Source organism: Kitasatospora sp. NPDC051164, assembly GCF_044455625.1.
Lineage (GTDB): Bacteria > Actinomycetota > Actinomycetes > Streptomycetales > Streptomycetaceae > Kitasatospora.
On the sequence record NZ_JBITFB010000007.1, the window covers coordinates 186,574 to 198,277 of the forward strand.

At 71.1% G+C, this 11,704-nt stretch carries 9 protein-coding genes, 1 tRNA gene, 1 other RNA gene and 1 pseudogene; 4 read left to right on the forward strand and 8 right to left on the reverse strand.

Translation table 11 applies throughout. From position 1 onward, the window contains the following. Positions 1-34 precede the first annotated feature (34 nt). The 3 genes from ACIBEC_RS12920 to ffs form a co-directional block, all read right to left on the reverse strand. Positions 35-373 (reverse strand): YbaB/EbfC family nucleoid-associated protein, encoded by a 339-nt coding sequence (locus tag ACIBEC_RS12920; protein ID WP_360496340.1) that lies wholly within the window; start codon positions 371-373, stop codon positions 35-37. 140 nt (positions 374-513) lie between these two features. Then, entirely contained in the window at positions 514-2,703 is a 2,190-nt protein-coding gene (locus ACIBEC_RS12925; protein WP_360496343.1) for a DNA polymerase III subunit gamma and tau, read from the reverse strand. An 82-nt stretch (positions 2,704-2,785) separates the two neighbouring features. Further along, positions 2,786-2,876: signal recognition particle sRNA small type (ffs, locus tag ACIBEC_RS12930), an RNA gene on the reverse strand. Positions 2,877-2,986: 110 nt separating this feature from the next. Here ffs and ACIBEC_RS12935 point away from each other — a divergent pair. Beyond that, a tRNA-Ser gene (locus tag ACIBEC_RS12935) sits at positions 2,987-3,071 on the forward strand. A gap of 137 nt (positions 3,072-3,208) precedes the next feature. Here ACIBEC_RS12935 and ACIBEC_RS12940 read toward each other — a convergent pair. From ACIBEC_RS12940 to ACIBEC_RS12955, 4 genes and pseudogenes are all read right to left on the reverse strand, one after another. Continuing rightward, positions 3,209-4,659: pseudogene (locus ACIBEC_RS12940) on the reverse strand (MMPL family transporter). Between the two features lie 11 nt (positions 4,660-4,670). Beyond that, on the reverse strand, positions 4,671-4,805 hold the full coding sequence (locus ACIBEC_RS12945) for a hypothetical protein (RefSeq protein ID WP_360496346.1): 135 nt from the start codon (positions 4,803-4,805) through the stop codon (positions 4,671-4,673). Then, positions 4,802-5,425 (reverse strand): MMPL family transporter, encoded by a 624-nt coding sequence (locus tag ACIBEC_RS12950; protein ID WP_360496349.1) that lies wholly within the window; start codon positions 5,423-5,425, stop codon positions 4,802-4,804. The genes ACIBEC_RS12945 and ACIBEC_RS12950 overlap by 4 nt, the downstream gene beginning before the upstream one ends. Further along, positions 5,418-5,837: a DUF6223 family protein gene (locus ACIBEC_RS12955; RefSeq protein ID WP_360496352.1), complete on the reverse strand. Its 420-nt coding sequence runs from the start codon at positions 5,835-5,837 to the stop codon at positions 5,418-5,420. Before ACIBEC_RS12955 ends, ACIBEC_RS12950 begins: the two co-directional genes overlap by 8 nt. Positions 5,838-6,058: 221 nt before the next feature. Here ACIBEC_RS12955 and ACIBEC_RS12960 point away from each other — a divergent pair, with 221 nt between their 5' ends. Together ACIBEC_RS12960 and ACIBEC_RS12965 are read left to right on the forward strand one after the other, a co-directional pair. Further along, positions 6,059-7,186 (forward strand): sensor histidine kinase, encoded by a 1,128-nt coding sequence (locus ACIBEC_RS12960; RefSeq protein WP_360496355.1) that lies wholly within the window; start codon positions 6,059-6,061, stop codon positions 7,184-7,186. Then, positions 7,183-7,845 carry a response regulator transcription factor gene (locus tag ACIBEC_RS12965; protein ID WP_360496358.1) on the forward strand — a complete coding sequence of 221 codons (663 nt, stop codon included), beginning with the start codon at positions 7,183-7,185 and terminating at the stop codon, positions 7,843-7,845. Before ACIBEC_RS12960 ends, ACIBEC_RS12965 begins: the two co-directional genes overlap by 4 nt. 1,004 nt (positions 7,846-8,849) lie before the next feature. Here the strand turns inward: ACIBEC_RS12965 and ACIBEC_RS12970 are convergent. Next, positions 8,850-10,382, reverse strand: coding sequence for a ricin-type beta-trefoil lectin domain protein (locus ACIBEC_RS12970; RefSeq protein ID WP_360496361.1), 1,533 nt, complete (start codon positions 10,380-10,382; stop codon positions 8,850-8,852). 473 nt (positions 10,383-10,855) lie between these two features. Here ACIBEC_RS12970 and ACIBEC_RS12975 point away from each other — a divergent pair, with 473 nt between their 5' ends. After that, the gene (locus ACIBEC_RS12975; protein ID WP_360496364.1) at positions 10,856-11,704 is read left to right on the forward strand and encodes a hypothetical protein; all 849 of its coding nucleotides are present in this window, start codon (positions 10,856-10,858) and stop codon (positions 11,702-11,704) included.

Here is an 11,704-nt window from a genome sequence, read left to right on the forward strand (position 1 = left end):
GCAGGCTCAGGACGGCAGGCTCAGATCAGCCGGGTCAGAACGGCAGGCCGGGGATGCCGCCGCCCAGGCCCTGGGTCAGCGGGCCCATCCGCTCGGCCTGCATCTTCTGCGCGGTCTGGTTCGCGTCGCGGACCGCCGCCAGGATCAGGTCGCCCAGGGTCTCGGAGTCCTCCGGGTCGACCGCGGCCGGGGCGATGGTCAGCGCCACCAGCTCACCGGCGCCGGTCACCGTCGCCTCGACCAGGCCGCCGCCCGCCGTACCGGTCACCTTCGCCTCGGCCAGCTCCTGCTGGGCCTTCGCGAGATCCTGCTGCATCTTCTGCGCCTGCTTCATCAGCTGCTGCATGTTGGGCTGGCCACCACCGGGGAACACGGCTCTCTCCTTGCTGTCAGGCTGTCTGCGGTGAGTCGTTCGTCACCGCCGAGCCTACGTGCTGCGTCCTGCTCAGGGGCCCCGGTAACTCAGCTGCCCCGGCGGCTCGGATGCCCGGGCGGCCCAGCTGCCCTCGTGGCTCAGCTGCCCCGGTGGTGGATCTCCTCCAGCACCGTCGCACCCAGCTCGCGGATGATCAGCTCCTGACCGGAGAACGCGTCCTCCTTGAGGTCCGGGTCGTCCTCCTCCGGGATGTCGTCCTCCGGCGCCACCGACTGCACCGGACGGGCCTGCGGCGCGGCGGCGGGCGGCGGGGCCTGCACCGGCGCGGACTGCACGGGCGGGGCCTGCAGCGGCGGAGGTGCCACCACGGGCGCGGGCGCCGGAGCGGACGCGGGCGCCATGGTCGGCGGGGCGGCCGGACGGGCCGGGGCTCCCCAGCCCCCACCGCCCTGGGCGCCACCGCCCTGAGCGCCACCGGGAGCACCGCTCGGGGCGGCGCCGACACCGCCGGACGGATCGACGATGCACTCGATCCGCCAGTCCACGCCCAGCGCGTCGGTCAGCGCGGCACGCAGCACGTCGTCGCTGTTGCTGCCGACGAAGCTGTCCCGGGCGCCGGCATTGATGAACGACACCTGGAGCACACTGCCGTCGAACCCGGCCACCTGGCCGTTCTGGCTGAGCAGGATCCAGGTGAAGCGGCGGCGGTTCTTCACCGCCTCCAGGATCTGCGGCCACAGCTGCCGGACCTGCGCGGCACCCTGCTGCGCGGCCGCCGACGGCTGCCCGCCGGGAACGGCCGATGCGGGGGCCGCGGCGGGAGCCGGAGCAGGCGCGGGCACCGGGGCGGCCGCCGGGGCCGGAGCGGCCTGCGGCTGCGGCGCGGCAGGCGCCGCGGCGGCCGGGGCGGGGGCGCCCCCACCGGCGGGCGGGAAGCTGCGCGGGATCGGCCAGGCACCCGGCGCGGGCCCGGCGGGCGCGGCCGGAGGCGGCGGAGCCTGCACGGGCGCGGGCGGCGCCATGGGCGCGGGCGGCACGGGAGCCGCAGCCGGCACCTCCATCGCGGGCACGGCAGCGGGCTCGGCCACCGGCGCAGCCGCCGGTACGCCCAGCGGAGCCGCTCCCGGAGCCGCTCCCGGCACCGCCATCGGCGCGGCGAACCCACCCGCCGCCGCCCGCCGCTCCAGCTTGTCCAGGCGCGCCTGCAGCGACAGCTCGTCGCTGTACGCGCCGGGCAGCATCACCCGCGCGCAGATCAGCTCCAGCTGCAGCCGGGGCGCCGCGTTGCCGCGCATCTCGGTCAGTCCGGTGTTGACGATGTCCGCGGCCCGGCTCAGCTCGGCCGAGCCGAACGCGTCGGCCTGCGCCTGCATCACCGCGACCCGGTCCGCCGGGGCGTCGATCAGCCCCTTCTCCCCGGCGTCCGGCACCGTGGCCAGGATCACCAGGTCGCGCAGCCGCTCCAGCAGGTCGGTGACGAAGCGGCGCGGGTCGTGCCCGCCCTCGACCACCCGGTCGATCACCTGGAACACCGTCGCCCCGTCGTGCGCGGCGAAGGCGTCCACCACCTCGTCCAGCAGCGCGGAGTCGGTGTACCCGAGCAGCGAGGTCGCCATCTGGTACGTGACGCCGCCCTCGGCGGCGCCGGCCAGCAGCTGGTCCATGACGGACATCGAGTCACGCACCGAGCCCGCCCCGGCCCGGACCACCAGCGGGAACACCGTGTCCTCGACCTGGATGCCCTCGCGGCCGCAGACGTCCGTCAGGTAGTCGCGCAGGGTGCCGGGCGGGACCAGCCGGAACGGGTAGTGGTGCGTCCGGGACCGGATCGTCCCGATCACCTTCTCCGGCTCGGTGGTCGCGAAGATGAACTTGAGGTGCTCCGGCGGCTCCTCGACCACCTTGAGCAGCGCGTTGAAGCCGGCCGAGGTCACCATGTGCGCCTCGTCGAGGATGAAGATCTTGTACCGGCTGTGCACCGGTGCGAAGAACGCCCGCTCGCGCAGCTCGCGCGCGTCGTCCACACCACCGTGCGAGGCGGCGTCGATCTCGATCACGTCGATCGAGCCGGGCCCGCCGGTCGCGAGGTCCTGGCAGGACTGGCACTCCCCGCAGGGCGTGGGCGTCGGCCCCTGCTCACAGTTCAGACAGCGGGCCAGGATGCGCGCACTCGTCGTCTTTCCACAGCCGCGCGGCCCGCTGAACAGGTACGCGTGATTGACCCGGTTGTTACGCAGGGCCTGCTGGAGCGGAGCGGTCACGTGCTCCTGCCCGATGACCTCCGCGAAGGTCTCGGGGCGGTAGCGGCGGTACAGGGCTAGGGACACACCCCCGACGATATCGGGACGGACCGACAAACGCGTCGCCCCTCACTGCCCGGCCCCCGCAACCCCGGCTCCCCGGGAACGCAAAGACCCCTCGTGCACCCGCCAGAGCCCTCCTACCCTTGCTGCCTTCCGGCCCTGGGGGGGTTCAGAGAGATAACGCCACACGAGGGGCTGACCCCCACACTACCGGATCCCGGCCCCGACGATCCACAGGCCACCCCCACCCCCGGCCTGCGGGATAGGTGGTCGCGACCACCCCGAAACATGTACTAAGCTCTCCCACGGAGGATTCGCCTAGAGGCCTAGGGCGCACGCTTGGAAAGCGTGTTGGGAGCAATCCCTCACGAGTTCGAATCTCGTATCCTCCGCTGGCAGAAGGCCCGGACCGTGTCACACGGTCCGGGCCTTCGTCGTCAGGCCCGCGTGCGGGCCGCTCCGCGTGCCCCGGACGGCCCCTCGCCAGCGAAGCCGCCGGAGTTCCGCACACTGCCGACCCGAGGAGGGGTCAGACTTCGACTCCTTCCCGGACTCGGGCCGGTGCGGTCGAGGTCGTCTTCGGCGCCCGGCGTCCGGGCATCCACCAGTTGGCCTTGCCGCACAGTTCCATCACCGCGGGGACGAAGACCATCCGGACGACGGTGGCGTCGACGAGCACGGCGACGGCCATGCCCAGGCCTCCCTGCTTGACCGCGACATCGGTGTCGAGCAGGGAGGTGGTGAAGACGGCGATCATGATGGCGGCCGCGGCCGTGATCACCTTGGCGGTTCGCGCCAGCCCGGTGGCGACGGCCTGCGGGTGTCGCCAGTGCGCTCGTACTCCTCACGGACCCGCGAGATCAGGAACACCTGGTAGTCCATCGACAGGCCGAACAAGGTCGGGAACATCATCATCGGCACCCAGGTCGACACCGGCATGGCGCCAGGGAACCCAAGGGCCGGGCCGAGCCATCCCCACTGCACGACCGCCACCAGCACACCGTAGGAGGCGCCGATCGACAGCAGGTTCATCACGGCGGCCTGCAGGGCGATGGTGACCGAACGGACCAGCGTGATCAGCAGCACCATCGACATCGCGACGACGGCCCCGATCATCAGCGGCAGGCGCGCACCGGACTCCTCGGCGGTGTCGATGGTGGCGGCGTTGGGTCCGCCGACGAGGACCGTTCCGCCGCCGGCGGTCCGGGGCAGCACGTGGTCGCGGAGCTGGTGCACCAGGTTCGCGGTCGCCTCGTCCTGGTATCCGGTGGTGGGGAAGGCGACGAAGGTGACGGCCTGCCCGTCCGCACTGACCCGGAGCGGCGTGGCGGAGGCGATGCCCTCGGTCCTGCCGACCGCCTCGACGACGGGACGCAGATCGGCACCCCGGGAGTCGACCCCGGCGACGAAGACCAAGGGTGCTCCGTAGCCCGGACCGAAGCCCTCGGCGAGGATCTCGTACGAGCGGTAGCTGCTACGGTCGTGGGGCTGGACGATGGCGTCGGGCTGGCCCAGCCGCATCGACAGCGTCGGGGCGGCCAGCACCAGCAGGATCCCGCCGGACAGCAGGGCGGCGACCAGCGGCCTGCGCTGCACCACGGCGGCCCAACGCTCGACGAGCGTACGACGCTTCTGGTCCCGGCCGGGCGAACTGCTGGGCGAACGGCTGGGCGCGCGCAGCGAGTTGATCCGGTGTCCGGTGAAGCCGAGGAGCGCGGGCAGCAGGGTCACCGCGGCGATCATCGTGACCAGCACCGTGATGGACGTGGTGACGGCCAAGCCGGTCATCAGCCGCTGTCCCATGACGAGCAGGCCCATCAGGGCGATCACTACGGTCGTGTCGGCGAACAGCACCGCATGGCACGCGGTGCTGGTGGCCTTGACCGTGGCGCTCTCGGGGGCGTCGCCGTCCCGAAGGCTGTCCTTGTAGCGGGTCACGATGAACAGTGCGTAGTCGATGCCGACGCCGAGCCCGATCATCGCGCCGAAGGTCAGAGCGAAATTCGGCGCGGGACCAGGTGCCCGACCAGCTTCATCAGGGCGAGGCCGGCCACGATCGCCAGGAGGGCGGTCAGCATCGGCAGGCCCATGGCCACCAGTGATCCGAAGGCGATGAACAGGATCACTGCTGCGGCCAGGAGGCCCACGCTTTCGGCCGGACCCTGCGGGGCGTCTCGGCCTTCTCGGCCATGTATCCGCCCAGCGCAAACGTGAGGGTGCCGTCAGAGGCGTTCTTGACCGCGTCCACCATGGGCTTGACCTCGCTCTTCACCACATCCTTGTCGCTCAGCGGGACGGTCACCCGGGCGATCCGACGATCCTGGGTCACCAGGTTCTTGTCCTGGTACGGCGAGGTCACCGGTCCGGTGACGGGTGAGTCCGCGAGCTCGGCGATGACCTGCTCGATCCGCTTCTTCACGGCAGGATCGTCGATCCCCTTGTCGGCCTTGATCGCGAGGGTCAGCCGGTCGCCTTGCTCCGCAGGGAGGTGCTTTTCCATCAGCTGCTGCGCCTTGGCCGACTGCGAGTCTCCGCCGGAGAAGTCATTGTCGAGAGCGGCACCATAGCCGAAGCCGACGAACGCCACGGCGATCACACCGACGATCCAGCTCAGCGGGACCAGGCGGCGGCGCCGGAAACAGAAGCGGCCCAGTCCCGCCAGCGTGCCGCCCGTGGGGGCGGTTTCGGTTGCCGTCTTCGTCTCCTCAAGTCCCTTTCCTTCTAGATCACTTGGCCGCTCATACATGGCCCCGGCCGCCGTCGGCCGGTCCTCCGGTGCGGCGGGAACGGGAACGGGCCAGCGCCAGTCGGCCGAGGACCGCGCCGATCAGCCCCAGCACCAGTCCCACCGCACCGCCGAGCACTCCGTTGCCGGTGCCGGGACCGCCGTCGGCGACCGCCAGGGTGAACCCGCCGACGGCCATGCCGAGCAGGCCCGCCACCTGGGCCACAACGGCTCCCCGCGTGCCGCTGCCGGTGCCGATTCGGCCTGCGGCACGGGCCAGGGCCAGGGCGCCGACCGCCACGCCGACCAGCGACACCACTGCGGCCGTGGCGCCCACGAGCCGCCCGGCGGTCAGGTCATGGGCGCCGGTGGCGAAAGGCTGGACCGAGGCGTACGCGGCCGCCGGTGCGGCCAGCACATAACGGACGGACATGAGGTGCTCCTCCTCTGACGACTTCTGCTGGATGTCGCCGATCCTGTCCGCCGGACCCACCACCGGTCGTCCCACAGCCGGACGCACTTTGCGCTGCCACCGGTGGCGCACGCGGCTACCGCGGACGCGGCAGGAGTCGGGCCCGTACCGCAGGCGCGGTAGCCGGTCCGTCATCCACCGGCCGGACTCGCCCACCAGCGGCATCGAGCTAGGGTGCGCGCATGAGCAGACGACGGTTCGGTGTCCCGGCCGGCGCCGGGAACTTGGCGATCGCCGCGGGCGTGACGGCACTCATGCTGGGCACCGGGTGGTCCGGGAGGCACACCGGTCCGTGGCCCGACCGGGCCGGCTACGCGCTGCTGGCGGCCGGCGGCCTGGCGCTGGCCGCGCGCCGCAGGGCGCCGGTGATCGTGCTGGCCGTCACCGGGCTGTGCGCGGTGGGCTACCAGGCGGCCGGGTTCGACGTGCTCACCGTCGCGTACCTGGTCGCGGTGTACGGCGTGGTGCGGGCCGGCCACCGTACCCTCGCGGTGACGGCGTCCGTGGCCCTGCTGATGGCTCTTCAACTCACCGCGCTGGCCGTCCGTGACGGGCCCGTCGGCGAAGTGCTGGTGCAGGCGCGTGGCACCCTGGAGCTCGCCTGGCTCGTCGCCGCCTTCGCCGCGGGGGAGGCGGTGCGGCAGGCCGAGCGTCGGGCGGACGAGGCCGAGCGCACCCGCGAGGAGACCGCGCGGCGCCGCGCTGACGAGGAACGGCTGCACATCGCCCGGGAGTTGCACGACTCGCTCACCCACCAGATCTCCATCATCAAGCTGCAGTCCGAGGTCGCCGTCCATGTGGTCCGCAGACGCGGCGAGCAGGTGCCGGAGGCCCTGCTGGCGATCCAGGAGGCCGGACGTGAGGCGAGCCGGGAACTGCGCGCGACCCTGGAGGCACTGCGCGACGACGACACCACTCCGCCGCGAGGGCTCGGCCAGATCCCGGAGCTGGTGCAGCGGGCCGAAAGTGCCGGTCTGGCAGCGACGTTGACGATCGAGGGGCAGCGATCCGACGTGTCGGCGGCGGTGGGCCGGACCGCCTACCGGATCGTCCAGGAGTCGCTGACCAACATCGTCCGGCACGCCGCCGCGACGACGGCCTCGGTCCGGATCGACTACCGGCCCGACGCCCTCGGGCTGCGCATCGACGACGACGGGAAGGCCACTCCGGACACCGCCCCGGTGCCCGGGGTCGGGCTGCTCGGCATGCGCGAGCGCGTCACCGCCCTCGGCGGTCTGCTGCGTGCCGAACCGCGCGACGGGGGCGGTTTCACCGTCCAGGCCGAACTCCCCGTGGACCGGACCTCGTGATCCGCGTCCTGCTGGTCGACGACCAGCCCCTCATCCGCAGCGGATTCCGCGCGCTCCTCGACCTCGAGGAGGACATCGAGGTGGTGGCCGAGGCCGCCGACGGCCAGCAGGCCCTGGAGCTCTCCAGGCAACACCGGCCCGACATCGCGCTCGTCGACATCCAGATGCCCGTCGTCGACGGCATCGAGACGACCCGGCGGATCGCCGCCGACCCGGAACTCGCCGCGGTGCACGTCGTCATCCTGACCAACTACGGCCTGGACGAGTACGTCTTCGAGGCGCTGCGCGCCGGCGCCGCCGGGTTCCTGGTCAAGGACATCGTCCCGGACGACTTCCTGCACGCCGTTCGGGTGGCCGCGCGCGGCGACGCGCTGCTCGCGCCCTCGATCACCCGCAAGCTGATCGACCGGTACGTCTCCCAGCCGCTCAACACCGGTGCCGCGACAGGGCTGGAGGAGCTGACCAGCCGCGAACGCGAGGCCGTCGCCCTCGTCGCGCAGGGCCTGTCCAACGACCAGATCGCCGCCCGCATGGTGATCAGTCCGATGACCGCGAAAACCCACATCAACCGGGCAATGACCAAGCTCCACGCCCGCGACCGGGCCCAGCTCGTTTGCTTGGCCTACGAATCCGGACTGGTCACCCCACGCAACTCCTGACACCTGATGAGGATCCGCGATCGAAGGCCCTGACCGCTCAGCGGTCGGGACCGTCGCCGTCCCCCTGGTTACGGCGGAATCCGAGCGGGCACCAACTCCAGCCGTTTCCGAGAGTGGTACAGGAGCAGGGGAGGGTGCGATCAGGCGCCCTGTCCCAGCAGCAGGACGCCGAGTGCTGTGTGCCGGTGTCGAACGGCCTCCCCCGGCACGGGTGTTCCCGATCACCCTCCCCAGCGTCCGCGGGCCGGCGGAGCCGTCGGACCGCGACAGGAGGAGGCCAGGACCGGCCGAACAGGCGACCACGACCGGACGGCCAGGGAGATCGGATAGCACCGGCCCACCGGACAGTGGAAGGTCGGGAGGAAAAGGAGTCCGCGCCCGCCGAGGTGGACGTCTCTCGGCACGCCCGGGAGTTCCCGGACACTGCCGTGCAGGCAGGCACCGGGCACTGCCCAGCTTCAAGCGGCAGATTGCTGACGGCACAGAGGCGGAATGCGCTGATCGGAACCGTCGACCCGACCGTCGCGATCCCAAGGATCCGCCGCATCGTCCGCGGGTTCTTGCACGGCACCTGGCCGTCCGCTGATCGGGAAGGAGCCACCGCAGACGCCTCGCCTCGGCACCCCGAAGACACCGACAGCCAACCAAAGCCCAGAACCGTCGGTCGCCCGAGCGCCGGGCCGTCGGTCTCAGTTCTGGTCTCATTCACCCCCGTCCGGCCGAGTTCAGTCGCCGCCACGCGGCCCGCTCCATCGCAGGTCAGGACGGTTGTGAACCCCGGCGGACGGCGATCGTGAGAATTGGAAAGCGTGTTGGGAGCAATCCCTCACGAGTTCGAATCTCGTATCCTCCGCCTCTGCCCATCAGGGCAAACGAGGGCCCCGACCGCTCAGCGGTCGGGGCCTTCCTCGTTCACAGTCACATCCGCCTTTCCAGGGGCTCCGGCCGTGCACTGCGCCCGCCCTGACAATGGCCCCGTGCGGACGCACGGGGCCATTACTCGGTCAGGCCGGCAGGTACCACGTCTGGCTGGGGCTGGTGGTGCAGCCCGCGAGTTGGAGTTGTACGCCTTCGGCTACGGAGCTCTGGGGATCGTCCAGGCAGAGGCCGTCGGACGGGTGGCTCAGGTAGCCGCTCGGGTGGACGACCCAGTGCTGGCCTGCGCTGCCGTCGCAGGTCGCCAGGGTGGCTGCTGTGCCGGTGGCCGGCTGCAGGCAGAGGCCGAGGGCACGGAGGCTGCCGTCGTTGCCGAGTGTCCAGATCTGCGAGCCGCTGTAGGTGCAGGACGAGAGCACCGCAGGCGCACCGGCCGAACCGTCGGTGAGGCACTTCTGGGCGGCCGCGTTGGTGAGTCCACCGGAGATCTGCACGCCGTTGTAGGGCAGCCGCCACTGCTGGGCGGGGGTGCCGTTGCAGGTGTAGAGCTGCAGCTGCACTCCCCAGGTGGTGGAGGCGCCGGGGTCGTCCAGGCAGAGACCGGTTCCGATGTTCACCAGCGAGTGCGAGGCCCCGGGGCGCCACTTCGCGGCGGCGTCGGTACAGGAGCCGAGCACGATCAGGCTCCCGGACGTTGTGCCGGTCGGCTCCAGGCACTTGCCCAGCACCTGCAGGGTCCCGTCATTGGCGAAGGTCCAGCTCTGCGCATTGGTGCCGTTGCAGCCCCAAAGAACGACCGGGTTGCCGTCGGTCGTCGCAGCGCGGAAGTCGTCCAGGCAGCGGCCCGGGATGCCCGAGGAGACTGTACCGGTGGGCAGGCCTGCCACGGGCTCGAAGGAGAAGGACTTGGTGGCCAGGCCGGTGCCGTTCTCCCAGATTTCGAAGCCGGCGGAGACTCCGCACAGGTACTGCGCCTGGGGCAGGTAGCCCCGGCTGATCGCGTCGATGGCGAACAGCCGGAGGTCGAGGTGGTCGACTGCGCTCGTCGCGGTCGGCAGCTGATAGTTGATCAGGTGATGGGTCGGCGAGATGGTCGCCGCGTTCACCTGGTAGCCCGTACCGCCGATGTCGACCGCGCCGACGGTGGTCGGCCCGTAGGGCTTGGCCTGCGGCCCTTGTCCGTTGAGCCAGATCATCAGCTCGTCGCTGGTGGTCGGGTCACAGCTGGTCGCGTTACTGCTGAACCAGAGGTCGTACGCGGCATCGTAGGTACCCGCGGCGCCCTGGGTCGTGTGCCAGGTGCTCGTCGCGTCACCGAGCGAGGCGACCGGGATCGGCAGGCCCTGGGTGGGCTTGATGTACGCGTAGGCCCCCGGCCCCTGGTTGGGGTTGGTGATGCTGCCGGCCGTCAACTGGCTGGTGGAGAGCGTGAAATCCGCGCCGCCGTCGGTGGTGACGCACTGGCTCACCGTCGTCGGGTCGGCGTTCCACTCACCGGGGCCGAGCTCGTAACTACCTGACACGGTGAGCGTGTTCTGCCCGCACACCGTGCCGGCCGCCGCGACCGCCTCCCCGCTCAACGGGCCGAATCCGCTGGCCGCGCACAGAAGTGCGGCGCCCGACAGTGCCACTCGGCGTCGCGCCGAGTCGAAGCCTCGCATGAGGCCCCCCCTAGTCATCGTGTCGATGATCTTAGAGTCGCCCGCGCCGACAACGGCGCTGCCCCAACCGGCGAGGACGCAGTCGATTCGATGCCGGCGAGAAAGGAGGTTCGGAGCCCACCTCGCTACCTGCGCGCCGCCGCCTGAGCCCCCTCCTGGTCTCAGTTCTGGTCTCGTTCACCCCCGTCCGGCCGGGTTCAGCCGCTGTCCGGTCAGACACTCCGGCGCGGAGAGCATCTTCAACTCGGCCTGCTCAGCCTGCCGTCCGGTCCGACGCAGTGAAGCGCGCGGCTCCGCCGGATCGGCCGGCCTGGCCGGCGCCGCCCACGACCGGCACCGGCGTTCCCAGCCAGGCCGAACGGCGGGCAGTCTGCGATCCCGGGCACCGCCCGTCGGCCTTTCCGCTCCCGCGTCAGCCGAATGGCGCTCCGTTTCTCTCCGACAACGTGCGACCCGATCGTTACGCTCGGCTCGTGCGAAGGGCTGAGCAGCACGTGGAAGGCGCCGGACCGTTCGTTACCCGGCGCACCTGGGTTCTCCCTGAGGGGGGCACGACGGTGTGGGAGTCCAGGTTGGCACGCAGATGCGGTGTGATCACCGTACGTGCCGGGCAAGGGCCGGCAAGCACGACGACGAGCGCCGGCGTCGATGCTGCCGGCCTCGGCCGGTTGCGCAGAGTCAACATCATCGCCTCGGTCGCCTTCATCATCGGTGGCGCCCTGTTCGCTGCCGGGGCCGCTGTCGCCCAGTTCGGATCCGGAGATCCGACGGTGAGCGCCTGTATCTACTTCGCGGGGGGCCTCTTCTTCAACACGGGCGGCTACGCCGCGTTGCTGCAGGTCGTCAACGCCCCCCGCCGCTCAGGGCCAACAGATCCAGTGAGCACACCCCGCTGGAGATGGTGGAGTTACGAGCCGATGGACGTCGGCTGGCTCAGCACAGCGGTGCTCTTCGCAGGAACGCTGGTGTTCGCGGTCAATCTGCTGGACTCATTCCTTCAAGGGCTCACCGTTCAGCAGGTCAACCGGCTGATCTGGGCGCCCGATGTCGTCGGCTGCATGCTGTTCCTGGTGTCCGGGCATCTCGCCTTCGTCGAGATCTGTCATCGCTCGCGCCCCTGCGTCCGATCACGGAGCCTCGGCTGGTGGATCATCGCGGTGAACCAGCTCGGTTCCGTACTCTTCATGGTCTCGGCACTGGCCGCCTTCACCCGCCCGAGCACCGGAAGCCTGATCAACGCCACGATCGCCAACTGGGGAACCTTCACCGGCGCGCTGTGCTTCTCCGTCGGCGGAGCGCTCCAGGTCTTTGAACGCCCCTGA